Origin of the sequence: Pseudomonas sp. MWU12-2037, from assembly GCF_023242345.1 — a bacterium.
Taxonomy (GTDB): domain Bacteria; phylum Pseudomonadota; class Gammaproteobacteria; order Pseudomonadales; family Pseudomonadaceae; genus Aquipseudomonas; species Aquipseudomonas gingeri_D.
Map to the genome: position 1 here is coordinate 57,163 of NZ_JALLIZ010000024.1, position 24,378 is coordinate 81,540.

Below are 24,378 nucleotides of genomic sequence, written 5' to 3' on the forward strand. Positions count from 1 at the left end.
GCAGAGGAAACCCCCTCCATGCAACCTGTCTACATCGATTTTCTCAACGGCCTGGACATCGCCGCCCTGGACCTGGGCAACGACGAAATCCTCGCCGCCATCGAAGCCAGCCTGGCCATCCAGGGGCGGGGAGAGGCGGTGATCGAGCCGCGTACCCACCTGATTCCGGGTGGCGGCATCAACGGCCACTTCAATGTGCTGCGCGGCGTATTGGGCGGCGACATCGGTTATGCCGGGGTCAAGGTGGTCGGCGATTTCGTCGACAACTACCGCAAGGGGCTGCCGTCGGAACTGGCGATCCTCAACCTGCTCGACCCGGCCACCGGCGTGCCCAAGGCGATTCTCGATGCCTCGGCGATCACTGATATGCGCACTGGTGCGGTCACCGCCATCGGCGCCAAGTACCTGGCCAATCCCGGCAGCAAGGTGCTCGGGCATATCGGTGCGCGGGGCACGGCCTACTGGAATGTGCGCCTGCTCGATCATCTGTTCGACTTCGACGAGATCCGCGTGCATTCGCGGCGCGAGGAAAGCCGCGAGGCCTTTGCCGAAAAACTGCGCCGCGACCTGGGCAAGCCGGTCACCGTGACCCATGACTGGGAAAGCACGGTGCGCGGTGCCGATATCGTGGTCGAGGCCTCGCGCCTGGACCAGCCGCAACCGCTGTTGCGTACCGAGTGGATCAAGCCCGGAGCCTTTGTCGTGCCCTATGGCACCATGAGCGCGGTGGAGCTGTCGCTGACCGATATCATGAGCAAGCTGGTGGTGGACGATTGGGGCCAGTGCAAGGGTGGCATGTTCGGTTCACTGCGGGCTCATGTGGAGGCGGGCAAGCTCAGTGAGCAGACCCTGCACGCCGAATTGGGGCAGATTGTCGCCGGCTTGAGGAGCGCGCGGCAGAGTTCCGAGGAAACCATTCTGTTCTGGCACCGGGGCCTGAGTCTGAGTGATATCGCCCTGGGGCATGCGTTGTTGCAGAAGGCGACGCGTCTGGGGATCGGCCAGCGATTGAGGTTCGCATGACGGCGGTCGAGCTGGACGGACAAGGTCTGGCGCTGGAGGACTGGCTGCGGGTGGTACGCGATGGCGCGCCGCTGGTTTTCAGTACCGCCGCGCGCCAGCGGATCGCCGACGGGCATGCCTTGTTGCTGTCTCGCGCCGAAGCCGGGGAGGCGATCTATGGCGTGACCACCGGCCTCGGCGCGGCGGTGGATGTGCGTTTGCCGCTGGATGATGGGCAGCTGCAGCAGCTTATTCCCCTGGGGCGCGCGGTGGGTGTCGGACGCCTGGCGAGTGCCGAGGAGGTGCGGGCGATTCTGTGCTCGCGCCTGGCGGGATTGGCCCAGGGCCGCTCGGGGATTTCCCCGGCCACGGCGGATGCGTTGCTGGGCTTGCTTGAGGCCGGGATCTATCCCGAGGTGCCGTTGACCGGTTCCATCGGCGAAAGTGATCTGGCGCCGCTGGCCCATCTGAGCCTGGCCTTGCTGGGGCAGGGTTGGGTGAGCTGGCGCGGCGAGCGTTTGTCGGCGGCCGAGGCGCTTTCGCGCAATGGGCTTGAGCCGGCCCGGTTGATCGGCAAGGACGGTCTGGCGCTGGTCTCGGCGAATGCCGCCAGCATCGGATTGGGCGCCCTATTGGTGGCTGAGGCTGAGCGTGCGCTGGAGACTTTGCTGGCGGCCTTGGCGCTGTCCTGCGAGGGCTATCGCGCCAATCTCAGTCCGTTCCAAGCCTGGGCGTCGCGTTTGCGTCCGGCGGCGGGGCAGAGCGAAGCCTCGGCGGCCTTGCTGGCGCTGCTGGCCGCCGGCGAGCTGAATGAAGAAGGGGCGGCGAGGCGCTTGCAGGACCCCTTGAGTTTTCGCTGTGCAACCGTGGTCCAGGGCGCGGCGCTGCAGGCGTGGCAGCAGTTGCGCGATACCGTGGCGCTGGAGTTGGCGAGTGGCGCGGACAACCCGGCCTTGATCGTCGAGGCGCAGAGCGTGTTGGCCAATGCCAATTTCGACAGCACCCACCTGGCCTTGGCCGGGGAGGGACTGGGCCTGGCCTTCAGTCGGCTGGCGGCCTGTTCGGCGGAGCGCATGGCCAAGCTGCTGTCGCCGGGCTCCAGCGAACTGCCGCGCTTTTTGATCGAGCAACCGGGGCATGTGGGCCTGGCAGCGTTGCAGCGCACGGCGTCGGCGTTGGTGGCGAAGATCGGCCATCTGGCCAATCCATTGCCGGCGGTGAGCATTGCGGTGGCAGATCGGGTGGAGGATTACGCCGGACAGGCACTGGCGGTGATCGAGAAAACCCGTGAGCTGACGCGGCACCTGACCACGCTGGCGGCCATCGAGCTGATTGTCGCGGCGCAGGCGGTGGACCTGCGCGGCGCATTGCGTCTGGGGGAGGGCAGTGGGGCGATCTACCGGGCAGTGCGCAGTCAGGTGGCGCGGCTCGACCATGATCGCCCAACGGCCTGGGATGTCGAGGCGTTGCTGGGATTGATCGAGACGCGGGGGATCACCTGATGACTCAGGCCGCCAGTTCTACCGCCAGCGCAGCGATCACCGCCGGGCGCTGATCGATCCGGGCCATGAATCGTTGCAGTGCCGGCCACGGTCCCAGGTCCAGGCCAAGGAAGGCCGTCCAGCGCAGCACGGTGAACAGGTAGGCATCGGCCACGCTGAAGTGCTCGCCCAGCAGGTAGTCGCGCTGCTCCAGCGTCGTGCTCAGCAAGGCGAAACGCTTGTACAGCTTCTCCCGGAAAATCGCCTTCACTTCATCCGGTATCGCACTGTTGAACAATGGCCCCATCCCGCCATGCACTTCGCCGGAAATGAAGTTCAGTGCTTCCTGCAAACGTGAGCGCTCCCAGCTGCCATTGAGCGGTGCCAGTTCGGCCTCGGGCTTGAGATCCGCGAGAAACTGCACGATGGCCACGCCTTCGGTGAGCACCTGGCCATTGTCCAATTGAAGGGCGGCCACATAACCCTTGGGATTGATCTTGAGGAAGTCCTCTCCGTGCTCGGTGACTTTGCTCTGGTTGTCGACCCGTACCAGTTCGAAGGGCAGGCCCAGCTCGCGCAGGACAATATGCGGTGACAGCGAGCAGGTGTTTGGGACGTAGTACAGCTTCATGACAATGAGACTCCCTGAATAGGAACTGTGTTCAGCCTTGACGGCCTTGGCGAGCGGCAGTGTCATATGGCGCCCTGACCTGGGTAAAATTAATTCTTGAGAAACCAGCCATAAGGTCAGCTACTGTCATGATGAATCTGCTGCATTGGCGTTTACTGGTAGCGGTACTCGATACCGGCACCCTGACCCGGGCCGCCGAACAGGTCGGCATGACCCAATCGGCGGCCAGTCAGGCGCTGGCGGCGATGGAACAGACCCTCGGCGTCCAGCTGTTCACCCGCCATGCCCGCGAGTCATTGCCCACCGCCATCGGCCAGCAGGTCCTGGCCCAGGCGCGGGTGATGCTTGCGGCTCTGGAAAACATTCGCCAGTTGGTCGACAGCGAGAAAGGACTGGTCGGTGGCAGTATTCGCCTGGCGAGTTTTCCGATGATCCTGGGCTCCTTGCTGCCACCGCTGTTGCGTCAGTTCCGCCAGCGCCATCCCGGTATCGAAGTGGTGGCGCTGGAGGTCAGCGACCATGAAGTGCAGGCCATGCTCGCCAATGACACCGTGGATGTCGGCGTGGTGCTCAACCCCGACATCGAAAGTGGCGCTCTGGAGCTGGGGCACGACACCTGGGTCGCGGTGGTTCCCATGGCCCATCGACTGGCCGCCAGGGGCGCCGATGGCTGCGTGAGCCTGGCCGAGTTGGTCGCAGAGCCCTTTGTACTGGCGACCGGCGGTTGCGCGGTCAACGCCCGGAGCATTGCCGCCGAAATCGGCCTGTCGCTGCAGGATATTCGCGTCGAGGTCCGTGAGTGGAGCAGCGCCTACACCCTGGTGCGGGAAAACCTCGGCGTGACGCTGGTTCCCGAACTGGCCCTGCCTGCCGAGCGCAAGGGCCTGCGGGTGTTGCGCCTGGAGGTGCCGATCGAACGACGCTTCGGCTTGCTGCCGTCGGCCGTGGGGGCTCGCTCGGCGGCGGTGCAGGCCTTGTTCGAAATGTTACGCTGATCTACGGGGATCGGTATCGAATAAGCCAGCAACAGTTGGTTGCTGGCCACTGGTTTTTGCAGGAGCCGGCTTGCTGGCTGGACGTCAGCGATAACGCGGCAAGCCTGACACCGTGCGGTGCTTGGGCTGTCATCGCCGGCAAGCCGGCTCCCACTGAATCTGGGAACCGTGCCGGTCGGTTTACTGGCTGGCGGTGGCCAGGAAGGCTCCGGCCGCCTGCTGGTCGGCAGGGTTGGCCTTGTTGTCCGCGGTCTTCGCGTTGAACTCCATCTTCATGCGCTCGGCAATCTTGTCTTCGATGCCTTTCTGTTTTTCCGGCGACATGCTTTTCAGGTCGTCCTCGGTCAGTCCCTCTTCCTTGAGTATCTGATCACGGATGCGTTGGGCCACCGGCTTGCTCATGTAGTCCTTGAAGGCCTTCATCGCGTCGCTGTCGTTGCTCGCGGCGGCAGGCGGGGCCGTGCGGGTCGTCGGTGCGGTGGCGGTCAGGGTCGCCGGAAGCGCGACGGTCGGCACTGCCGCCTGCAGCTGCACACGGGTCTTGGCGAAGGCCGCATTGACGTTGTCGGCGATCTGGTCCGCGGCGTTCTGGGTGCCGGGGACGGTGCTGGCTGCACTGGTCGCCTGGGCATTCTGGATAAAACCACTGGACAGCGCGTTGGCGGCAGCGGTGGTCGGGTCCTGGTCCGTGCGATGGCTGGGCTGAACCACTGGGTTATAACGGGCATTGATCAACATGGGATAAACCCCTGAATGAGGGAACATGACCCGTGTCAGCAATTTGTATGCCTGTTGGTACAAACACAGGCTTATCAACGTCTGACGGGTACATACCGGACAAACGGGCAGCGGCAGGCGGAGGCGCATTGCCGCCTGGGTTGCCGCTCCCGGCAGTGCGCTTGCGGCTTCAGCGGATCGGCAGGTCGAACTCGCGGAACGCGTCGTCCACCGGTTGATAACCCAGTACCCGGACGGTCTCGCTCAGGTCCAGGCGCTTGAAGCGGTTGTTGGAAATACCGTGGGCCACCAGGTGTTGCACGCCTTTGACCTCGATGGCCTTCTGTAACAACTGCACGGCGTCGCGCGGGCTGAGCCAGGCACTCAGGTCGCGGGCGTTGCGCAGGTCATGATCGTCGGGAAACTCGAAGGCGCCGATGCGCAGGACAATGGTCGATAAGCCGTGCCGTGCCGAATAGAACGCACACAGCGCTTCGCCATAACATTTGCTCACCCCGTACAGATTGGCCGGCATCACCGGCATGCCCGGGGTGATCTGCCGGTCCACCGGGTAACCCTCGATGGTCTGGGCGCTGCTGGCGAACACCACGCGTTTGCACTGGGCGTTTGCGGCGGCCTCCAGCAGGTAGGTGGTGGCCAGGATATTGTTCGGCAGCAGCTCCTCGAAGGAGGAGTCGGCAAAAGGAATACCCGCCAGGTGCACCACCACGTCGATACCATCGACCAAGGCCGCGAGTTCTTCCTTCTCAGCCATGTCCAGGCGGACAAAGCGGTGCTCGCCGATGGCAAAGTCCGGATGGTGGCGGTCGGCGAGAACAAAGTCGTATTGGTGTTGCGTCGCCTGGAAAAACGTCTTGCCGATACGACCGCAGGCCCCGGTCAGCAATACCTTGAGTGGGTTCATATACAACTTCCGTGTAGGTTTTCTGACCTTAATATGAAGGTTATGTGACGATTAAAGGTAGACCATGGCCGCCAGTCTGTCTGGTCAATAAATCTCTGGCTCAGGGTTCGCGTGGCGTTTTAGGATAGTGGCCTGTCGCTTTCATCCAACCCTCTGAGGTCCCCGCTAGATGCACAAGGCATTGCGTAAATTCGGCTGTGTGGCCGGATTGTTGACGCCCTTCTGGTTACTCGTCGGGCTGGCCCTGGCCGGAGCGCTGTATCCGGGCTATAGCCATCTCAACCAGGCCATGAGTGAACTGGGTGCGCTGGGCGCACCGACCCACGAGTTGTCGCCGTTGATCAACAACCTGCCGTTGGGGCTGTTGTTCTTTGCCTTTGGCGTGACGGTCTTCGCCTGTTTCGAAGGGCGCGGGCTGGCGCAGATCAGTGGGGTACTGATTGCGCTGCACGGCATCGCCAGCCTGTTTACCGGTTACTTTTCCTGCGACGCCGGCTGTGGGTTGCAGCACCCGTCCTTCAGCCAGACCGTGCATAACAGCGCGTGGCTGATGATGTTTCTGACCCTGGTGATCGCCAACGCCCTGTGGGTGTATCTCGCCGCGCGCTTGCTGGGTTCGAAAGCCTTCGCCTGGTTTTCCCTGGCGTGCACCCTGGTGGCTGTGGCGGCGTTGCCGTTGATGGGGCAGGCGGTGGCGGCGGGCGAGGGCTTCGGTCTGTACCAGCGCCTGAACTACGGCGCTTCGGTGGTCTGGATCGGGGTGTTTGCCGCGCTGCTGCTGGTCAGGGAAAAGCGTCGCACCGATCAGGCTTGATGCCGCTCAATCCCCGCCGAGCCGGGGATTGATTTCTGTGCCTGAGGCCCTTCAACTGCTCTCACGCACCATCAGTTCAAAGCCCATATCCTGCACCGGCTGGGCCACCGGGTTGCCGGCCATCAAGCTCAGCATCTGTTCCGCCGCCCGCCGGCCGATGGCCTCCCGGGGTGTGCGGATGCTGCTCAGGCGCGGGACCATGAAGGCCGAGCCGGGCAGGTCGTTGAAGCCCACCACCGCGACCTGCTCCGGAACCTTGATACCACAGCGTATGGCCTCCAGCAGGGCGCCCTGGGCCAGGTCGTCGTTGCCGAAGAAGATCCCGTCGACCTGCGGATGGCTCTGCATCAGTTGCAGGAACAGTTCGCCGCCCAGGCCCACCGACGAGGGGCGCGGGGTCAGCAGTTCCAGGTCCGGGTGGTACAGCCCGGCCGCCTGCAGCGCCTGGCGAAAGCCTTCGCCGCGCAGGAGCGTGCGCTGGTCCAGTTGCGCGCCGATATAGGCCAGGTGCCTGCGACCACGGGAGATCAGGTGCTCGGCCACGGTGGCGCCGGCGTTCTGTTGCGAGAAGCCGACGCAGTTCACCCCGGCGCCGGGGTCCAGGTCCATCATATAGACGCAGGGCACGTTGCTCGCTTCGATCATCCGCCGCGCGCTTTCCGAACGGTCGAAACCGGTCAGCAACAAGCCCCGTGGCTGGTAGGCCATGTAGTTGCGCAGCAGGTTTTCTTCTTCGTCGCGGGAATAGTGATAGTTGCCGATCAGCACCTCGAAGCCCCGCGGGCGCAGCACCGAGTGAATGGCTTCGAGGGTGTCGATAAACAGCAGGTTGGACAACGACGGCACCAGTACCACCACCGAATGGCTCTGGGCCGAGGCCAGGGCGCGGGCGGCCGGGTTGACCACGTAGTTCAGTTCTTCCGCCGCCTGTCGGACTTTTTCCACCAGGTCCGTGGCCACACTGCTGATGCCACGCAGGGCCCGCGACGCGGTGATCGGACTGACGCCGGCCAGGCGCGCGACTTCGCTAAGGGTAGGGCGTCCCGTGGTACGGGTATTCTTGTCGGTTTTGGTGGAGGTCATCGGACGGCTTGCCAAACAAAATTCAAGGCACTAAGGTAGCGCTGTCTCGACGAGCCTGCAATTGTTCGAGCGCGGTTGGCCTGATCGCGTCGGATGCTGTCGTGGATGTTTAGCGCATCACCCCATAAAAATGACAAGAAAGCGTCGGTAGTCTGTGTTTTGTGCTTTGCTTTCCGAGTATGGAAGCTTCGACAAAGACAGCGCTGTCTGCGTGCTGAGGTGTTACATGAGTCAACCCATCACTGCCCTGGTCATCATGGGCGTCTCCGGTTGCGGCAAGTCCAGTGTGGGCGAGGCCCTGTGCCGGCTCAACGGCGCGACCCAGATCGAAGGCGACAGCTTTCACCCCGCCGCCAATATCGCCAAGATGAGTGCCGGCATCCCCCTGACCGATGATGACCGTGCCGGCTGGCTCGACAGCCTGTGCGACGAGTTGCGCGCGGTCCTGGCCACGGGCGGGCATCCGGTGCTGACCTGTTCGGCGCTCAAGCACAGCTACCGCGAACGCCTGCGCAGCGCGGCGCCGGGCCTGGGCTTCGTATTTCTCGAACTGAGCCGTGAAGTCGCCGCCGAGCGGGTGGCCCATCGTCCCGGGCACTTCATGCCCTCGACCCTGATCGACAGCCAGTTCGCCACCCTTGAATCGCCGGTCGGCGAGCCCCTGACCCTGGCCCTCGATGCCTCGACCCAGAGCATCGAGCGTCTGGCCCAGTCGGCCCATCGCTGGTGGCAGGCACACGGGCTGGAACGTTCGGCCTGATTTTCGTCTCGAAAAGATAGCGCTATCCCATTGGGCTATCGTCAAATCACGCAACGCATAAAAACAACAAGCAGGAGACACCTTATGTTCGGACTGTCCCACGAGACCTATCTGTTGCTGGATGCAGTGGTCACGATTATCGGGCTGATCGTGTTGATCACCCGCTTCAGGATTCACCCCTTTATCGGCTTGATCATCGCCTCGGCGTTTCTCGGCCTGACCTCGGGCATGCCCGCGGACAAGATCATCAAGGCCTTCCAGGACGGCTTCGGCGGCGTGCTGGGTTTTGTCGGAATCATCCTTGCGCTGGGGACCATGCTTGGCAAGATGATGTCCGATTCCGGCGGTGCCGATCAGATCGCCCAGACCCTGATCCGCGCCTTCGGCAAGGAGCAGGTGCAGTGGGCGATGATGTGCTCGGCGTTCCTGGTGGGCATTCCGCTGTTCTTCGAGATCGGCTTCGTGCTGCTGATTCCGCTGGTGTTCATCGTTGCGCGACGGACCGGCGTGCCGCTGATCAAGATCGGTATTCCGCTGTTGGCCGGGCTTTCGGCGGTGCACGGCCTGGTGCCGCCGCATCCGGGGCCGCTGCTGGCCATCGGGGTGTTCAATGCGGACATCGGCAAGACCATTTTCTACGGCCTGATCGTCGCCCTGCCGACCGCCATCATCGCCGGTCCGATCTACGGGACCTTCATCGCCAAATACATCCCGGGCAACCCTTCCCAGGAACTGGTCGACCAGTTGGCCCGTGAGCCGCAAGTGAAAGCGCTGCCGAGTTTCAGCGTGACCCTGGTCACCGTCTTGTTGCCGGTGTTCCTGATGTTGCTCAAGACCTTTGCCGACATTGCCCTGCCGGACGGGCATTTCTTCCGTATCTGGATGGACATGATCGGTCACCCGATCAGCGCCTTGCTGCTGGCCCTGCTGTTGGCGCTCTACACCTTCGGCAAACGCCAGGGCATGGATTCCAAACGCGTGCTCAAGCTGCTCGATGCCAGCCTGGCGCCGACCGCGGCGATCATCCTGATCATTGGTGCCGGCGGTGGCTTCAAGCAGATGCTGGTGACCAGTGGCGTGGGTGATGTGATCGGGCATATCGCCGTGAATGCGCAGATATCACCTATCCTGCTGGCCTGGCTGGTGGCGGCGGTGATCCGCATCGCCACGGGTTCGGCGACGGTGGCGACCATTACCGGGGCGGGCATCGTGATGCCGGTGGTGGACCTGATCCCAGGGGTGAACCGTGAACTGCTGGTGCTGGCGACGGGGGCGGGTTCGTTGATCCTGTCCCACGTCAACGATGCCGGGTTCTGGCTGGTCAAGCAGTACTTCAATATGACCGTGGCCGAGACGTTCAAGACCTGGACGGCCATGGAGACCATTCTGTCGGTGGTGGGGCTGGTGTTTATCCTGCTGTTGTCGCTGGTGGTCTAAACGAATCGGGGCCGACACCTGTGAAGGTGTCGGCCCCGAATCATGTGGCAAGCGCACTCGCTACACAGGTTATTCCGCGGTAGCTTTCTTCAGCAGGCCATCGGTGCGGAACATCCCGCGAATCCCGCGTACCGCCTGGCGGATGCGGTCGAGGTTTTCAATCAGGGCGAACCGCACATGGTCGTCGCCGTACTCGCCAAAGCCGACCCCCGGCGAGACGCAGACCTTGGCTTCGGCCAGCAGCTTCTTGGCGAACTCCAGCGAGCCCATCTGGGCATATTCCTCGGGAATCTTCGCCCAGACGTACATCGAGGCCTTGGGGTTCTCGACCATCCAGCCCAGTTCATGCAAGCCTTTGACCAGTACGTTGCGTCGTTGGCGATACTGCTCGGCGATATCCTTGACGCATTGCTGATCGCCCTCCAGCGCGGCGATGGCCGCCACCTGCAACGGCGTGAAGGTGCCGTAGTCGTGGTAACTCTTGATCCGCGCCAGGGCGCTGACCAACTCCGGATTGCCGACCATGAAACCGATGCGCCAGCCGGCCATGTTGTAGCTCTTGGACAGGGTGAAAAACTCCACCGCGATGTCCTTGGCTCCGGGCACCTGCATGATCGACGGGGCTTTCCAGCCGTCGTAGACGATGTCGGCATAGGCCAGGTCGTGGATCACCAGCACGTCGTACTGCTTGGCCAGGGCGATCACCCGTTCGAAGAAGTCCAGTTCCACGCACTGCGCGGTGGGGTTCGAGGGGAAACCGAGAATCATCATCTTCGGCTTGGGAATGGAGCCACGGATGGCCCGCTCCAGCTCGGCGAAGAAGTCTACGCCCGGCACCAGCGGCACCGAACGGACCTGGGCGCCGGCGATCACCGCGCCGTAGATATGGATCGGGTAGCTGGGGTTGGGCACCAGCACCGTGTCGCCTTGGTCGAGGGTGGCGAGCATCAGGTGGGCCAGGCCCTCTTTCGAACCGATGGTGACGATGGCTTCGGTTTCCGGGTCGATATCGACCTGGTAGCGATCCTTGTACCAGTGGGAAATCGCCCGGCGCAGCCGTGGGATGCCCTTGGACGTGGAGTAGCCGTGGGTGTCTTCGCGCTGGGCGACGGTGACCAGTTTTTCGACGATATGTGGCGGAGTGGCGCCGTCGGGGTTACCCATGCTCAAGTCGATGATGTCTTCGCCACGACGACGGGCGGCCATCTTAAGCTCGGCAGTGATATTGAATACGTAGGGGGGGAGTCGATCAATGCGCGCAAAGCGGCGCGGCGAACCTGGGTCTGCCATGTAAACCTCTGACACGTAAGCGCCCGGAACCGTCCGAGCGACGTCGGCCACTGCGGTGGCCTGCGGAGCAGACAATAAGGGCGATGCTGGTCATCTGTCCAGATGGGCGACGGAAAATATTTTCCGCCGGGGGGACAAGCGTCGGGTCGCCCAACGACAGGATTATTTGCTTCTATACTGCTTTTCGGAGTTGTTTCCCCTATGGAGTTTGCCCTCATGGACGCAGCACATAACCTTGGCTACACGCAGGCCTTGCCAGCGCCACGCTTCGAGCACGGTCACTTTCAGTTGATTGCCGGCCTGGGCGCACGTTTTACCGCCGAGACGTCGGGATCTATCCCTGACCTGTGGGATGCCTTCGTGCCGCACATCGGAAAAGTCCCCAGCCAGGTGGGTGAGGTGACGTACGGTATCTGCTGCCATCCGGATGGCGAGGGCGGCTTCGAGTACATCGCCGGAGTGCAGATCAGCAAGCTCGACGACCTGCCTGAGCTGTATCGCTGGGTGGAATTGCAGGACCAGCAATACGCGGTGTTTGAACACCAGGGCTCCCTCGACACCCTCAAGCACACCTTCGAGGCCATCTGGAACCACTGGTTGCCGCAATCCGGCTACCTGGCGGCCGAAGCGCCGGAGTTCGAGCGCTACAGCGCCGATTTCAATCCGGAAAAAGGCACCGGCACGGTGGAAATCTGGTTGCCGATCAAGGCCTGATTCTGTGCCGCTGACGTTCCCCTTCGGCAGAAGGGGAGCGTTCTTCTATACGCCATCTTAACGTCCCCCCCGGCAATCAGTGCCCGACCTTAATACCCGCGCCCGTACCCTTTGATCTGGCTTGCGGCGCCCTTGCGTGCGCTTGAGCGAGCCGACCGATTTGGCAAGGGGACACCTGTGTTGACACTCAAACTCATCTACCTGCTCAGCGGCCTGGGCGCGGCCGGCCTGTTCGTCTATCTGGGCTACGCGCTGATCCGCGCCGAAGACTTCTGATTCCTGTCCACGCCTCGTCGCAGGCGCTTCGTGCGGTCCGCAAGGACCCTATAGAACAAGGAAACCAACCATGTACGACCTGATTTTCCTGGGCGCGACCCTGGTGTTTTTCGGCGCGACAGCCTTGTTCATTGTCGCCTTGAACAAGATTTGAACGGAGCTTGCACATGTTGACCGTACTGCTGGAATTTGCGCTGGTCCTGGGTCTGATGACCGGGCTTGCCGTCTTGATGGGGCGCTGGTTGAGCCGGGTCTTTTCTCACCCTGGCCATGCGCTGCCGGAGCGTCTGACCTATCGCCTGCTGGGCGTCGATCCACGGGAAACCATGGGGTGGGCCCGCTACGGCTCGGCGCTGCTGTTGTCCAACGGCGCGATGATGCTGCTGGGCTACCTGCTGTTGCGCCTGCAGGGTTCATTGCCGATCAATCCGCTGGGCCTGGCCGCCCAGGCCCCGGACCTGGCGTTCAACACCGCCGCCTCGTTTATCACCAACACCAACTGGCAGGCCTATTCGGGCGAAACCAGCCTGTCCAACTTCAGCCAGATGGCGGTGATCACCTTCCTGATGTTTGTCGGTGCCACCTCCGGTGTGGTCGCCGCCGCCGGATTTATCCGCGGCTTGAGCCGCAGCAGCGCGACGGATATCGGCAACTACTGGGTGGACTTCACCCGCATCCTCTACCGGGTGATGTTGCCGTTTTGCTTCGCCATGGCGCTGGTCTATATCTGGCAGGGTATGCCGCAGACCTTCTCCTCCCAGGCCCTGGCGACCACCCTTGAAGGTGCGCAGCAACAACTGATCGTCGGTGCGGTCGCGAGCTTCGAGTCGATCAAGCATATCGGTACCAACGGTGGCGGCTTTTTCAGCATGAACGCCGCGCACCCGTTCGAGAACCCGACGCCACTGACCAACATCCTGCATATCTTCAGCATGTTGCTGATCCCCTCGGCGCTGACCTATGCCTTCGGCAGCCTGTTGGCCCGTCGGCGCCAGGGCTGGGTGTTCTTCGGCACCTTCCTGGTGATGTTCGTCGGTTTTCTCGCGGTGGTCTATTTTGCCGAGCAGGCTGGCAACCCGCTGTTGACCCGGCTGGGCGTCGACCAACTGCTGTCGGCGACCCAGAGCGGCGGCAATATGGAAGGCAAGGAACTGCGTTTCGGCATCGCCGATACCAGTCTGTTCATCGCCACCACCACCGGCGCCACCACCGGCTCGGTCAATGCCATGCATGACTCGCTGATGCCCATGGGCGGCTTCGTGCCCATGGCGCAGATGATGCTCAACTGCGTGTTCGGCGGCGACGGCGTGGGCTTTATCAACCTGATCCAGTACGCCCTGCTGACGGTGTTCCTGGTGGGCATGATGATCGGTCGCACCCCCGAGTTCCTCGGCAAGCGCATCGAAGCCCGGGAGATGAAACTGGTGATGCTCTCGGTGCTCGCGCATCCGATCTGCATCCTCGGCTTCACCGCCCTGGCGGCGCTCTGGCCGGGCACCCTGGACAGCCTGAACAACGTCGGGCCCCACGGTTTCAGCGAGGTGCTCTACGCCTACACCTCCGGCACCGCCAACAACGGTTCGGCCTTCGCCGGGCTGAACGCCAACACCCCGTTCTTCAACACCACCATCGGCCTGGCGATGTTGCTGGGGCGTTTCTTCACCCTGCTGCCGATGCTCGCCGTGGCCGGCTCCCTGGCCTTTAAAAAGACCACGCCGGCCGGTGCCGGGACTATTCCCACTGCCACGCCGCTGTTCATGTTCCTGGTGGTGTTCGTGGTGCTGGTGGTCGGCGGTTTGACCTTCCTGCCGGCGCTCGCGCTGGGGCCAGTGGTCGAGCAGTTGCAACTGCTCTCCAGCCAGACCTACAAGTGAGGATATTTGCATGACTACGCGTATTTCCACGCCGCCGCTGGCGGTGACTCAAGGGCTGTTCCGCGGCCTGGGGCGCCCGGTGCTGGTGTCCTCGGTGATGTTCATGTTGCTGACTGGCCTGGCCTATCCGGCGCTCACCACCCTGGCGGCCAACCTGCTGTTTCCGTTCCAGGCCCAGGGCAGCCTGCTGGAACGCGACGGCCAGGTGGTCGGCTCGGTGCTGATCGGCCAGGCGTTCAACCGCCCGGAGTATTTCCAGGCCCGCCCCAGCGTGACCCAGAACGTCGATCCGAACGACGCCAGCAAGACCGTGACCACGCCCTACAACGCCGGCCTCAGCGGGGCCAGCAACCTGGGCCCGACCAGCCAGCGTCAGCTCGACGCGGTCAAGGAGCGGGCCGTGGCCTATCGCGCCTCGAACGGCCTGGACCCGCAAGCGCCGGTGCCGGTCGACGCGGTGACGGCTTCGGCGTCCGGCTTGGACCCGCATATTTCAGTGGCCAACGCGCTGATCCAGGCGCGGCGCGTCGCACCGCTGCGGCAGCTGTCCGAAGACGCCCTGCTGACCTTGGTCCGGACGTCGACCGAGACGCGTACCTTCGGCCTGCTCGGCGAGCCGCGAGTCAATGTGCTGCAACTCAACCTGGCGCTGGATGCCTTGGCGACACCCCGCCAGTCCCCAGTCGTCGTCACTGAGTAAGAGAATCGATCATGAGTGACATGAAAGCCCGTTTGCCTTTGTTCGACCGCGAGCTGTTGCTGGCCGCCGGCGTGGATGCCTTCCGGAAACTGCTGCCCCAGGCCCAGTGGAAAAATCCGGTGATGTTCGTGGTGTACCTCGGCAGCCTGCTCACCACCTTGTTGTGGTTGCAGTCCTGGGGAGGCCAGGGCGAGGCACCGAGTGGTTTTATCCTGAGCATCTGCCTGTGGCTGTGGTTCACCGTGCTGTTCGCCAACTTCGCCGAAGCCCTGGCCGAGGGGCGGAGCCGGGCACAGGCGGCGAGCCTGCGCGGGATGAAGCGCCAGACCCTGGCCAAGGTCCTGCAAAAGCCGCGTCATGGTGCGCAATGGTTGCCGATGGCGGCCAGCGAGTTGCGCAAGGACGCGGTAGTGCTGATCGAGGCCGGCGACCTGGTGCCCCTCGATGGCATCGTTATCGAGGGCGTGGCGTCGGTGGATGAAAGCGCGATCACTGGCGAATCGGCTCCGGTGATCCGTGAGGCCGGTGGTGATTTCTCTTCGGTGACCGGCGGCACCCGGGTTCTCTCGGACTGGCTGGTGGTGCGTATCAGCGTCAATCCCGGCGAATCCTTTCTCGACCGGATGATCTTCATGGTCGAATCGGCCAAGCGCCAGAAGACCCCCAACGAAGTGGCCCTGACCATTCTGCTGGTGGGGCTGACGGCCTTGTTCCTGCTGGTGATCGTCACCCTCAGTCCGTACTCGATCTTCGCCGTGGTCATGAGCGGCAGCGGCAGTGTGGTCAGCGCGACGGTGCTCGTGGCCTTGCTGGTGTGCCTGATTCCCACCACCATCGGCGGCCTGCTCTCGGCCATCGGCGTGGCGGGCATGAGCCGGATGATGGCGGCCAATGTGATCGCCACCTCCGGGCGCGCGGTGGAAGCGGCCGGCGATGTCGACGTGTTACTGCTGGACAAGACCGGCACCATCACGCTCGGCAATCGCCAGGCCAGTGCCTTCCTGCCGGCACCGGGGATGAAAGAGCGTGAACTGGCCGAGGCGGCGCAACTGGCGTCCCTGGCCGACGAAACACCGGAAGGGCGCAGCATCGTGCTGTTGGCGCGACAGAAGTTCGAGCTCAATGAGCCGGATTTGGAAAGCCTGAACGCCAGCTTCGTCGCATTCACCGCCCAGACCCGCATGAGCGGCGTCGACCTGGCCGATGGCCGGATGATCCGCAAAGGTGCGGCCGATGCGATTCGCCGGCATATCGAGGCACTGGGCGGTGGTTTCCCGGCGGCCCTGCAAGCGCGGGTGGATGAAGTCTCACGGCGCGGCAGCACACCGCTGGTGGTGGCCGAGGGCGCGCGGGCCCTTGGGGTGATCGAGCTCAAGGACGTGGTCAAGGCCGGCATCAAGGAGCGGTTCGGCGAGTTGCGACGCATGGGTATCAAGACCGTGATGATCACCGGCGACAATCCGCTGACTGCGGCGGCGATTGCGGTGGAAGCCGGGGTCGATGACTACCTGGCCGAGGCCCGGCCGGAAGACAAGCTGCAACTGATCCGTGACTACCAGGCCCAGGGCAAGCTGGTGGCGATGACCGGCGATGGCACCAACGACGCCCCGGCGCTGGCCCAGGCCGACGTCGCGGTGGCGATGAACAGCGGCACCCAGGCGGCCAAGGAAGCGGGGAACATGGTCGATCTGGACAGCAATCCGACCAAACTGATCGAGGTGGTCGAGGTCGGCAAGCAGATGCTGATGACCCGTGGCGCCCTGACCACTTTCAGCGTGGCCAACGATGTGGCGAAGTATTTTGCTATTGTGCCGGCGGCGTTCGTGGCGACTTACCCGCAGCTCGGCGCCTTGAACGTGATGCACCTGGGCAGCCCGAACTCGGCGATCCTCAGCGCGGTGATCTTCAATGCCCTGATCATCGTGTTCCTGATCCCGCTGGCGCTCAAGGGCGTGGCCTACCGGGCCATCGGCGCGGCGGCGCTGCTCAATCGCAACCTGCTGATCTATGGACTGGGCGGGGTGCTGGTGCCGTTTGCCGGGATCAAGCTGATCGATATGCTGCTGGTCGGCTTGGGCGTGGTCTAGGTGACCGGCATGGGTGCGTCTGACAAGGAATGACATGAGTTTGAATGACACCTCCCGCGACATCCGCGACGGTAGACCCGATCCGGATGCGCTGCTGGAGCAACTGCAAGCCGACGAGAAGGCCGCCCAGCGCGGCCGTTTGCGTATTTATTTCGGTTCGAACGCCGGGGTCGGGAAAACCTGCGCCATGCTCCAGGCCGCGCACCGCGAGCGGGCTCTCGGATGCGATCTGGTCGCCGGCCTGATTGAAACCCACGGGCGCGGTGATACCGCCGCCTTGCTCGCCGGCCTGGAACAACTGCCGCGCCATCGCCTGGCCCATGGCGACAGCACGTTGCCGGAGTTCGATCTCGATGCGGCACTGGTCCGCCGTCCGGCGGTGTTGCTGGTGGACGAGTTGGCCCACAGCAATGTCCCCGGCTCACGCCACCCCAAGCGCTGGCAGGATATCGAAGAGCTGCTGCGGGCCGGGATCGAGGTCTGGACCAGCCTGAACGTCCAGCACCTGGAAAGTCTCAATGACCTGGTCAGCGGCATCATCGGCACCCGTGTGCGGGAAACCGTCCCCGACCATGTGTTCGACAGTGCCCATGAAGTGGTGCTGATCGACCTGGCCCCCGACGAACTGTTGCAGCGTCTCAAGGACGGCAAGGTCTACCAGGGCCCGCAGGCCGACCGGGCGTCGCGGCACTTCTTTCGCAAAGGCAACCTGCTGGCCCTGCGTGAACTGGCCCTGCGCCGTACCGCCGACCGGGTCGATGCGCAAATGCGTGTCTATCGTCGCGAGCGTTCCATCGACACCTTGTGGGCCGCTCGTGAGCGCTTGTTGGTGGGGGTTGCCGGTGAGTCCTCGGATGAACGTCTGGTGCGCGAAGCCGCGCGCCTGGCGCAGAAGCTCGAAGCCGACTGGATCGTGGTGCATGTCGAGTCGGTGTCGACGGGCGGCATGGCCCTGCGGCGACGCGCGGCGGCGGTGAAGACCCTGGCTCTGGCCGCCGAGTTCGGTGCCGATACCGCGATCCTGGCGGGTATCGATGTCGCCGAAACCCTGGTGGCCTGTGCCCGCGAACGCAATGCCAACCGCCTGTTGCTCGGCCATCGGCCACGACGGGTCTGGCAGTTCTGGCACCAGACGGTCAGCGACCGGATCAGTCGCCACCACCCGCAGATCGACCAGATCGTGATCGCCCATGGCGAGCTGCCGCGCACGGCGCCGTCCCGACCGGAAGCGGAACCGAGACTGGCACCGGGCAGGGGCCTGGCCTACCTGTGGGCGACCCTGGCCTGTTTCGCCGCCACGGCGGTAGCGGCGTTGTTGCTGCAAGTCTTCGACCCGGCCAACGTGGTCATGCTGTTCCTGCTGACGGTGGTGTTGGTGGCGCTGCGCCTGGGCCGCGGGCCGGGTGTCTGGGCGGCGATGCTGGCGGTGCTGTGTTTCGACTTTTTCTTTGTCCAGCCGGTGCTGTCGTTCACCGTCAACGACACCCAGTATTTCTTCACCTTCGCCTTGATGCTGGGCATTGCCCTGATCACCGGCCAACTGACCGCGCGCCTGCGCCATGAGGCGCGTACAGCGGCGGCCCGTGAGCGCCGGGCGACCTCGCTGGCGCTGTTGGCTCGCGACCTGTCCGCGGCCCTGACCGTCGAACAGCTCGGCGCGGTGGCGCTGCGCACCTTCAGCGGGGTGTTCGAGGCCCGGGTCGGCCTGGCCTTGCCGGATGCCGGCGACCGGGTCGGCACCCTGGCCGGCAGTGTCTTCCCGGTGGATGAAAGCATCGCCCAGTGGACCTATGAACACGGACGCCCGGCCGGACAGGGCAGTGATACCCTGGCGGCCGCCCCCGGTTGCTACTTTGCCCTCAAGGCGCCGATGCGCGTGCGCGGTGTGCTGGTCCTCGACCTGAGTGATGCCGAGCGCCTGAAGGACCCCGATGAGCAACGCCTGTTGGAAGCCTGCATGAGCCAGTTGGCGATTGCGCTGGAACGGGTGCATTTCGTTGAAGTGGCGCAAAGCACCCTGGTGCAGATGGAAGGCGAGCGCATGCGCAACACCTTGCTGGCGGCCATTTCCCATGACCTGCGCACGCCCTTGACCAGCATTATCGGCGCCGCCGACGCCGCAGCGCCCCATGTGCGTGACGCGTTGGTCGGCGGGTTATTGGGCGGGATTCACGATCAGGCCTGTGCCATGCAAAGGCTGATCGAAAACCTGCTGGATATGGCGCGCCTGCAGGAACATGGGGTGCGCCTTAACCGTCAGTGGCATTCCCTGGAAGAGGTGGTCGGCAGCGCCTTGCGCCAACTGCGCGAACCCCTCGCCCGGCACCCGGTGCGGGCGCAGTTGCCGGCGGACCTGCCTCTGGTGGAGATCGATGCGCTGCTGATCGAGCGAGTGTTGGTCAACCTGTTGGACAACGCGGCGAAATACACCCCGGCGGGTACGCCGATCGAGATCACGGCGAGCCAGGTCGACCAGCAGATCGTCCTGGAGATCGCCGACAGCGGACCGGGCTGCCCGTCGGGTATCGCCCCCGAGCAACTCTTCGAAGCCTTCAGCCGTGGCCGGCAGGAATCGGCGGTGTCCGGCATCGGCCTGGGGCTGGCCCTGGTCCGGCGGATCGTCGAAGCCCACGGCGGCCGGGTCGTCGCCCGGCCGCGGCTGCCGAACGGCCTTTGTTTTGTTATCAGCTTACCGGCGGGTCAACCGCCGTCCATGGAAACCTTATGACCAGCACCCGTATCCTGATTGTCGAGGATGAAGCCAATATCCGTCGTTTCATCGGCATTGCCTTGCAGGACGAAGGCTTCCAGGTCTTCGAGGCCGACAGCAGCAAGCGTGCCCTGATCGATGCGGCGAGCCGCCAGCCGGACCTGGTGATCGTCGACCTGGGCTTGCCCGACGGTGACGGCAAGGACCTGATCAGTGAACTGCGTGGCTGGATGAGCGTGCCCATCCTGGTGCTGTCGGCCCGTGACCGCGAAGACGAAAAGGTCGCCGCACTGGACGCTGGCGCTGATGACTATCTGGTCAAGCCGTTCGGTGTGCCCGAGTTGCTGGCGCGTATTCGTGCGCAGTTGCGGCGGCAGGTGCAAAGCGGCACGGCGGCGGTCAGCAGCAAGGTGCGCTTCGGCGAGGTCGAGGTCGATCTGGCGACCCATGAGGTGCGACGTGGCAGCGAGGGCGTGCACCTGACACCCATCGAGTTCCGCCTGTTGATCGCGTTGATCCGGGGTCAGGGCCGGGTGCTGACGCACCGGCAATTGCTGCTGGATGTCTGGGGGCTGGACTATGCCGATCGGGCTCATTATCTGCGGGTACACATGGCGCATCTGCGGCAAAAACTCGAAGCCGACCCGGCGCAGCCGCAACACCTGATCACCGAATTGCAGGTGGGCTATCGTCTGGTCGGCCTGTAACGGCTTATTTGTTCTCCCTTTGCGTCTTGGACGCACGCCAGAAGTCGAGGTAGAGGGTGATCACACCGAACGCGCTGATGCCCAACAGCATAAGCAGGCCGATCTGGATATGGGTCATGGCAGGTCTCCGGAAAACACCGCGGCAGGCGGCGACCTGCAGAGAAATAGTCGAAATGGCGGGCAAATGACATCGACTATATGAAAGCTTTACGAGGCGTTCGCGCAACAATATAGGGCGGATACGAACTGGGTTGAAATCGCCATCCCGATGCCGCTGAGCATTGTCTCGACCCCGTCGTCGGCTTTTGATCAAAGGGGCGTTCGGGGGCGCGATAGCCACTGAGCCGCTGGTGTTTTTCGTATTCCTGAAAGGAATGCATTGCATTAAAAACATGAATTTTCTTTATTTTCGCAGGGCGACTACCTTGGGCTGAAGTTCCCCGCCAAGAGAGAAAGCCCATGTCGTCCGAACCTCTGGATTCCGCTCGGAAATTCGATGTATCCCGTGCCGGTGAGTACGCCGAGCAAAGCCGTATCGCCCTGGCCGGTTATGACGCCTGTCACGAGTTGGTCGCCTGCATGCTGGCGGCCAGCCTGGGCAGCGGGGGCGAGGCGAGGATTCTGGTGGTGGGCGCCGGCGGTACCGCCCAGGAAATCCTGACGGCGGCGGCGCTTGAGCCGCTTTGGCGGTTCACCGCGGTAGACCCCTCGGCACCGATGCTTGAGTTGGCGCAGGCCAGTCTCCAGGCCCAGGGGCTGCTGGCGCGCACGCGGGTATTCCTGGGCACGGTCGAGGAACTGACCGACGAGCCGCCCTATGATGCCGCGACCCTGATCGGTGTGTTGCATCACCTGCCCGGCGATCAGGCCAAGCACGACATTCTCAAGGCGATTGCCGCCCGGCTCAAACCGGGAGCTCCGTTGATTGTGGCGGGTAACCATCAGGCCTATGCCAGCCAGCCGCTGTTGTTGGCGGCCTGGGGCGAGCGCTGGCGCCAGCAGGGCGCGAGTGCTGACGCTGTTCGCGCCAAGCTTGGCAAGATTCTCCAGGGGGCCGATCCGCCACACTCGGAGGCGGCGGTTCAGCACTTGCTTGAGACGGCCGGGTTCGGCACCGCGACGCGGTTTTTTTCCAGCCTGTTCTGGGGCGCCTGGGTGGCATCGAGGAACGCCGTATCACCGACATGACCTTGCCTTTCCCCAGGCGCTACGTGCTCAGTTGCCGTAACAGCGAATCACCGCCGAATGGGTGGCGTAGCGTCCGGAGAGCAGGATCTTGCCATCCGGCTGCAACTCCAGGTTGGAGAGGTAGCTGGTGGAATCGCCGATGTAGATCAGGCGGCTGATGCCGTTGTCGCCAAAATCAGGGTCCAGTTCGCCGTTGTTCAAGTGGCGCATCAACCAGCAGCGGCTGCCGCTGTTGATATGACCGGCGCTGACGATTTTCCCGTCCTCCTGCACCGCCAGGGCGAAGGCGATATCCAGTTCCGGCAGCTCCCAGGGCACTCCGGCATTGAAGGTGACGTCCAGCTTGCCGTCGGCTGTGACACGGGTGAGCAGGGCGATATTGTGGGACAGATCCGCGGAGCCGGTGACGACGATTTTCTGATCGGGTTGCACGGCGAGATCAAAAAACGCGGCGTGGCCGTCGCGGGCCGGCTCCAGCTCCAGATAGCCGGCGCAACCGAAGGTCTTGTCTGGCAGGCCGGTGGCCCCGTAGCGCATCAGCATGGCCTTGCGGCCGCGTCGGCCGGCCACGATCAGCTTGCCATCGGCCTGGACCTGAACCGCCTCGAACGCGATGTTCGGTTCCGGTGCCGTGACCACGCCGCAGGTGCCGAAGCGCGGGTCGAAACTGCCGTTGCGGTCGAGACGCACGATAACGTCGCGTGCCGACTCGCCCACGGTGCTGTTCCTCAGGGCCAGGACGATAAAACCGTCCTGGGGTTGCACGGTGAGCCGGCGGCCATAGCCGATCCAGGGGGCCGTGTAAGGCAGGGCAACCTGACCGTTGTCGCCGAAATCGGGGTCAGGCATGCCGTCTTCAGTGATACGGGCGCAGAAGACCTGTTCACCGGAGCGGAAGTGGCCGAGCAGGAGGAACTTGTCGTCTTCGTCGAGGACCGCCTTGATCAGTCTTCGGCTGGAACTTCCGAGTGACCGGGCGAAGTCATGATAATAAAGGCCATCTTCGCTGAAGTCGGCCTGGGTGATACTTTCTGGCTGGTCTTCATGGACGCCGATAAACCGATGGCGGCCGTCGGGGCGCAATAAAGAAGGGCCGACAAAGCCAGGGCCTCTTTCTGAAAAAATAACCAGGCCGTCGCGGTGTTCACCAAATTCCAGATCAAATCTTCCGGCGCTGCCGGGCTGTTGGATGGCCGCGGAGGATGAGGTTTTGGGGGCGCTGTTCGAGATTCGATTTTTTGCATCCATGGGTATTGAGTCCTTTCAGTTTATTAAATGGCTACTTGAGTTAAATAACGGCTTATCAAGTAGCGATGCGCTGGCTGATACAGCAGCGACGTCATCGATTTAATAACTGGAAGGCGAATTTGCCCAGCGATCAAGTTTTACTGTAAATGACCAACTGATCTCATACTTATGGCCACCGGCAACTTTAAAGTGTCAGGGTCAATCGTCGTTCGCCGCTATAGGCTTCACCGGTATCCACCCAACCCTGTTTCAGGTAAAGATTCATCGCCGCCTGATTATCGGTTCCTACCGACAGCAGTAACTGACGGACCTGGGGCCAGGCCTGGCGTGCCGCTGCGGGCAGGGCTTGCAGGCAGGCCGCGCCGAACCCCTGGCCTTGAAGCCTTTTGTCGACCTGCAGGGCATGCAGGGTGGCGCTGCTTTCGTCGGCCCAATGGGGGACGAAAGGATGGCGCTTGAGCAACAGGAAGGCCACCGGGGTGTCATGGTCGAGCAGGGCAAAACCGAGCACGCCGTCATGGGGCTCCCGTGGCAGGAAGTGCAGGGCCGCCTGGATATCACCGCAAAATTGCAGCTGTCCGGGGTGGACTTCGAGGTCCGCGAGCTGTTCGCGTTGCAGGGCGCTCAGGTCGTCGTAGCGGGTCAGTCGGGCATTCATGACAATCTCCCGCCTCAGAGTGGCAAGGTCAGCCGACGTTCTTCACCGACCCGCCCGTGAAAGGTCTCGCCGCTGTCGACAAATCCCTGTTTGAGGTAGAGCCCGCGGGCGGCATCATTGTCTGCGTCGACCATCAGCATCAGTTGGCGGGTAGCCGGCCAGGCGCCGCGAGCGGCGTCCGGCAGGGCCTGCATACAGGCGCGTCCGAGGCCCTGGCCCTGGTAGTTTTTATCCACTTGCAGGCCATGCAGGGTGCAGACATTGCCGCTGGCCCAGGCCGGTGATGCCGGGGGCCGCTTGAGCAAGAGGAAACCCACCGGCAGCGCATCGGCCAGCAGTACAAAACCCTTCACGTCATTGCCCGTGTGGGCCAGCAGCACCGCCAGGCCCCGGGTGATATCGCTGGAAAATTCCCGTTGCGCCGCATCGACCTGGATCAAGGCCAACTGCTCGCGTTGGGCGGGGGTCAGCGTGACGTAGTCGACAAGGGAAATTCTCACAGCGGCATATCCTGTTTCCGGCAGTAGGGGAGGCCGAATTCTATCGGCTTTAGCGGGCTGGATATTATTTTTCCTACGAGTTTTTACGCCTGTCGATTTCCTTTGCTTCCAAGCGACTATTCGTACACTTGCTGATCGTCAGCCGCTTTCGCCAAAGCGCGGAACAGCAGCCATAGTTGTTCGACCGCCCTGGAGACATCCCATGAAATACCTGTGCCTGATCTACAGTAATGAGGAACTGCTGCATTCCCATCCCGACAGCCCCAAGGACCCCGAGTGCCTGGCCTACGGCGAGTCGATCCGGGCCAGTGGTCGCCTGCTCGCCGCCGAGCCGCTGGAGCCGGTGAGCACCGCCACCACGGTGCGCATGCGCGGCGGCAAGCTGTCGATCGTCGACGGGCCGTTTGCCGAAACCAAGGAACAACTGGCCGGCTTCTATCTGGTGGAGGCCCGCGACCTGAACGAGGTCTTGCAGATTGCCGGGCATATCCCGGCCGCGCGAGTGGGCAGCGTGGAAGTGCGGCCGGTGCGGGAACTGAATCTCTGAGCTTTCGAACGGCAACCATAAGAATAAACGGCAA

General features: G+C 63.3%; 23 protein-coding genes. 15 read left to right on the forward strand and 8 right to left on the reverse strand.

The annotated features are described in order from the left end of the window. Nucleotides 1-18 precede the first annotated feature (18 nt). Nucleotides 19-1,023 (forward strand): ornithine cyclodeaminase family protein, encoded by a 1,005-nt coding sequence (locus tag M5B42_RS28900; protein ID WP_248747734.1) that lies wholly within the window; start codon nt 19-21, stop codon nt 1,021-1,023. Further along, nucleotides 1,020-2,504 carry an aromatic amino acid lyase gene (locus tag M5B42_RS28905; protein WP_248747735.1) on the forward strand — a complete coding sequence of 495 codons (1,485 nt, stop codon included), beginning with the start codon at nt 1,020-1,022 and terminating at the stop codon, nt 2,502-2,504. The genes M5B42_RS28900 and M5B42_RS28905 overlap by 4 nt, the downstream gene beginning before the upstream one ends. 4 nt (nt 2,505-2,508) lie before the next feature. Here the strand turns inward: M5B42_RS28905 and gstA are convergent, their stop codons facing one another. Further along, the gene (gene gstA, locus M5B42_RS28910) at nt 2,509-3,114 is read right to left on the reverse strand and encodes a glutathione transferase GstA (RefSeq protein ID WP_177102823.1); all 606 of its coding nucleotides are present in this window, start codon (nt 3,112-3,114) and stop codon (nt 2,509-2,511) included. A 128-nt stretch (nt 3,115-3,242) separates the two neighbouring features. Here gstA and M5B42_RS28915 point away from each other — a divergent pair, with 128 nt between their 5' ends. After that, the gene (locus M5B42_RS28915; protein WP_152741277.1) at nt 3,243-4,109 is read left to right on the forward strand and encodes a LysR substrate-binding domain-containing protein; all 867 of its coding nucleotides are present in this window, start codon (nt 3,243-3,245) and stop codon (nt 4,107-4,109) included. Nucleotides 4,110-4,289: 180 nt separating this feature from the next. On the opposite strand, the gene M5B42_RS28920 is transcribed toward M5B42_RS28915, so the two are convergent. Beyond that, a complete protein-coding gene (locus M5B42_RS28920; protein ID WP_248747736.1) occupies nt 4,290-4,847 on the reverse strand; it encodes a hypothetical protein in 558 nt (185 codons plus the stop codon). 169 nt (nt 4,848-5,016) lie between these two features. Then, a complete protein-coding gene (locus tag M5B42_RS28925) occupies nt 5,017-5,751 on the reverse strand; it encodes an NAD(P)-dependent oxidoreductase (protein WP_152741276.1) in 735 nt (244 codons plus the stop codon). 169 nt (nt 5,752-5,920) lie between these two features. On the opposite strand from M5B42_RS28925, the gene M5B42_RS28930 reads away from it, so the two are divergent. Then, nucleotides 5,921-6,565: a DUF998 domain-containing protein gene (locus M5B42_RS28930; RefSeq protein ID WP_248747737.1), complete on the forward strand. Its 645-nt coding sequence runs from the start codon at nt 5,921-5,923 to the stop codon at nt 6,563-6,565. A gap of 51 nt (nt 6,566-6,616) precedes the next feature. Here the strand turns inward: M5B42_RS28930 and M5B42_RS28935 are convergent, their stop codons facing one another. Further along, entirely contained in the window at nt 6,617-7,648 is a 1,032-nt protein-coding gene (locus M5B42_RS28935) for a LacI family DNA-binding transcriptional regulator (protein ID WP_248747738.1), read from the reverse strand. A gap of 226 nt (nt 7,649-7,874) precedes the next feature. Between M5B42_RS28935 and M5B42_RS28940 the strand changes: the two genes are divergently transcribed. Continuing rightward, complete coding sequence (locus tag M5B42_RS28940; RefSeq protein WP_103498854.1) at nt 7,875-8,408, forward strand: gluconokinase; 534 nt, start codon at nt 7,875-7,877, stop codon at nt 8,406-8,408. Nucleotides 8,409-8,492: 84 nt separating this feature from the next. Then, nucleotides 8,493-9,845, forward strand: a complete 1,353-nt coding sequence (locus M5B42_RS28945; RefSeq protein ID WP_248747739.1) for a GntP family permease — start codon at nt 8,493-8,495, stop codon at nt 9,843-9,845. Nucleotides 9,846-9,914: 69 nt separating this feature from the next. Here the strand turns inward: M5B42_RS28945 and alaC are convergent, their stop codons facing one another. Then, on the reverse strand, nt 9,915-11,135 hold the full coding sequence (alaC, locus tag M5B42_RS28950) for an alanine transaminase (RefSeq protein WP_103498852.1): 1,221 nt from the start codon (nt 11,133-11,135) through the stop codon (nt 9,915-9,917). 216 nt (nt 11,136-11,351) lie between these two features. Here alaC and M5B42_RS28955 point away from each other — a divergent pair, with 216 nt between their 5' ends. The 8 genes from M5B42_RS28955 to M5B42_RS28990 all read left to right on the forward strand — a co-directional run bounded on the left by M5B42_RS28955 (nt 11,352) and on the right by M5B42_RS28990 (nt 21,391). Beyond that, the gene (locus M5B42_RS28955; RefSeq protein ID WP_103498851.1) at nt 11,352-11,849 is read left to right on the forward strand and encodes a GyrI-like domain-containing protein; all 498 of its coding nucleotides are present in this window, start codon (nt 11,352-11,354) and stop codon (nt 11,847-11,849) included. A 177-nt stretch (nt 11,850-12,026) separates the two neighbouring features. Further along, nucleotides 12,027-12,125 (forward strand): potassium-transporting ATPase subunit F, encoded by a 99-nt coding sequence (locus M5B42_RS28960; protein ID WP_103498850.1) that lies wholly within the window; start codon nt 12,027-12,029, stop codon nt 12,123-12,125. 167 nt (nt 12,126-12,292) lie between these two features. Continuing rightward, a complete protein-coding gene (gene kdpA / locus M5B42_RS28965) occupies nt 12,293-13,999 on the forward strand; it encodes a potassium-transporting ATPase subunit KdpA (RefSeq protein ID WP_248747740.1) in 1,707 nt (568 codons plus the stop codon). Nucleotides 14,000-14,009: 10 nt separating this feature from the next. Continuing rightward, nucleotides 14,010-14,699: a potassium-transporting ATPase subunit KdpC gene (gene kdpC, locus M5B42_RS28970; RefSeq protein WP_248747741.1), complete on the forward strand. Its 690-nt coding sequence runs from the start codon at nt 14,010-14,012 to the stop codon at nt 14,697-14,699. A 20-nt stretch (nt 14,700-14,719) separates the two neighbouring features. Continuing rightward, nucleotides 14,720-16,786, forward strand: a complete 2,067-nt coding sequence (gene kdpB / locus M5B42_RS28975; RefSeq protein ID WP_248747762.1) for a potassium-transporting ATPase subunit KdpB — start codon at nt 14,720-14,722, stop codon at nt 16,784-16,786. A gap of 34 nt (nt 16,787-16,820) precedes the next feature. Further along, nucleotides 16,821-19,514, forward strand: coding sequence for a sensor histidine kinase KdpD (locus M5B42_RS28980; protein ID WP_248747742.1), 2,694 nt, complete (start codon nt 16,821-16,823; stop codon nt 19,512-19,514). Further along, entirely contained in the window at nt 19,511-20,203 is a 693-nt protein-coding gene (locus M5B42_RS28985; protein WP_103498845.1) for a response regulator, read from the forward strand. Before M5B42_RS28980 ends, M5B42_RS28985 begins: the two co-directional genes overlap by 4 nt. 459 nt (nt 20,204-20,662) lie before the next feature. Beyond that, nucleotides 20,663-21,391 carry a class I SAM-dependent methyltransferase gene (locus tag M5B42_RS28990; protein WP_177102666.1) on the forward strand — a complete coding sequence of 243 codons (729 nt, stop codon included), beginning with the start codon at nt 20,663-20,665 and terminating at the stop codon, nt 21,389-21,391. A gap of 27 nt (nt 21,392-21,418) precedes the next feature. Here M5B42_RS28990 and M5B42_RS28995 read toward each other — a convergent pair whose 3' ends face one another. The 3 genes from M5B42_RS28995 to M5B42_RS29005 all read right to left on the reverse strand — a co-directional run bounded on the left by M5B42_RS28995 (nt 21,419) and on the right by M5B42_RS29005 (nt 23,797). Next, on the reverse strand, nt 21,419-22,474 hold the full coding sequence (locus tag M5B42_RS28995; RefSeq protein WP_248747743.1) for a hemolysin: 1,056 nt from the start codon (nt 22,472-22,474) through the stop codon (nt 21,419-21,421). A 349-nt stretch (nt 22,475-22,823) separates the two neighbouring features. Further along, the gene (locus tag M5B42_RS29000; protein WP_248747744.1) at nt 22,824-23,297 is read right to left on the reverse strand and encodes a GNAT family N-acetyltransferase; all 474 of its coding nucleotides are present in this window, start codon (nt 23,295-23,297) and stop codon (nt 22,824-22,826) included. A gap of 14 nt (nt 23,298-23,311) precedes the next feature. Further along, a complete protein-coding gene (locus tag M5B42_RS29005; RefSeq protein WP_103498841.1) occupies nt 23,312-23,797 on the reverse strand; it encodes a GNAT family N-acetyltransferase in 486 nt (161 codons plus the stop codon). Between the two features lie 202 nt (nt 23,798-23,999). Between M5B42_RS29005 and M5B42_RS29010 the strand changes: the two genes are divergently transcribed. Further along, nucleotides 24,000-24,344, forward strand: coding sequence for a YciI family protein (locus M5B42_RS29010; RefSeq protein WP_248747745.1), 345 nt, complete (start codon nt 24,000-24,002; stop codon nt 24,342-24,344). Nucleotides 24,345-24,378: the final 34 nt, after the last annotated feature.

What these genes read in the sequence shown, in the direction of transcription:
- alaC (WP_103498852.1), bottom strand. Translation starts at nt 11,135, where the DNA reads ATGGCAGACCCAGGTTCGCCGCGCCGCTTTGCGCGCATTGATCGACTC.
- M5B42_RS28955 (WP_103498851.1), top strand. Translation starts at nt 11,352, where the DNA reads ATGGACGCAGCACATAACCTTGGCTACACGCAGGCCTTGCCAGCGCCA.
- M5B42_RS28980 (WP_248747742.1), top strand. Translation starts at nt 16,821, where the DNA reads ATGAGTTTGAATGACACCTCCCGCGACATCCGCGACGGTAGACCCGAT.
- M5B42_RS28925 (WP_152741276.1), bottom strand. Translation starts at nt 5,751, where the DNA reads ATGAACCCACTCAAGGTATTGCTGACCGGGGCCTGCGGTCGTATCGGC.
- M5B42_RS28935 (WP_248747738.1), bottom strand. Translation starts at nt 7,648, where the DNA reads ATGACCTCCACCAAAACCGACAAGAATACCCGTACCACGGGACGCCCT.
- M5B42_RS28985 (WP_103498845.1), top strand. Translation starts at nt 19,511, where the DNA reads ATGACCAGCACCCGTATCCTGATTGTCGAGGATGAAGCCAATATCCGT.
- M5B42_RS28905 (WP_248747735.1), top strand. Translation starts at nt 1,020, where the DNA reads ATGACGGCGGTCGAGCTGGACGGACAAGGTCTGGCGCTGGAGGACTGG.
- kdpB (WP_248747762.1), top strand. Translation starts at nt 14,720, where the DNA reads ATGAAAGCCCGTTTGCCTTTGTTCGACCGCGAGCTGTTGCTGGCCGCC.
- M5B42_RS29000 (WP_248747744.1), bottom strand. Translation starts at nt 23,297, where the DNA reads ATGAATGCCCGACTGACCCGCTACGACGACCTGAGCGCCCTGCAACGC.
- M5B42_RS28990 (WP_177102666.1), top strand. Translation starts at nt 20,663, where the DNA reads ATGTCGTCCGAACCTCTGGATTCCGCTCGGAAATTCGATGTATCCCGT.
- gstA (WP_177102823.1), bottom strand. Translation starts at nt 3,114, where the DNA reads ATGAAGCTGTACTACGTCCCAAACACCTGCTCGCTGTCACCGCATATT.
- M5B42_RS28940 (WP_103498854.1), top strand. Translation starts at nt 7,875, where the DNA reads ATGAGTCAACCCATCACTGCCCTGGTCATCATGGGCGTCTCCGGTTGC.
- kdpA (WP_248747740.1), top strand. Translation starts at nt 12,293, where the DNA reads ATGTTGACCGTACTGCTGGAATTTGCGCTGGTCCTGGGTCTGATGACC.
- M5B42_RS28930 (WP_248747737.1), top strand. Translation starts at nt 5,921, where the DNA reads ATGCACAAGGCATTGCGTAAATTCGGCTGTGTGGCCGGATTGTTGACG.
- M5B42_RS28900 (WP_248747734.1), top strand. Translation starts at nt 19, where the DNA reads ATGCAACCTGTCTACATCGATTTTCTCAACGGCCTGGACATCGCCGCC.
- M5B42_RS29010 (WP_248747745.1), top strand. Translation starts at nt 24,000, where the DNA reads ATGAAATACCTGTGCCTGATCTACAGTAATGAGGAACTGCTGCATTCC.
- M5B42_RS28915 (WP_152741277.1), top strand. Translation starts at nt 3,243, where the DNA reads ATGATGAATCTGCTGCATTGGCGTTTACTGGTAGCGGTACTCGATACC.
- M5B42_RS28920 (WP_248747736.1), bottom strand. Translation starts at nt 4,847, where the DNA reads ATGTTGATCAATGCCCGTTATAACCCAGTGGTTCAGCCCAGCCATCGC.
- M5B42_RS28945 (WP_248747739.1), top strand. Translation starts at nt 8,493, where the DNA reads ATGTTCGGACTGTCCCACGAGACCTATCTGTTGCTGGATGCAGTGGTC.
- kdpC (WP_248747741.1), top strand. Translation starts at nt 14,010, where the DNA reads ATGACTACGCGTATTTCCACGCCGCCGCTGGCGGTGACTCAAGGGCTG.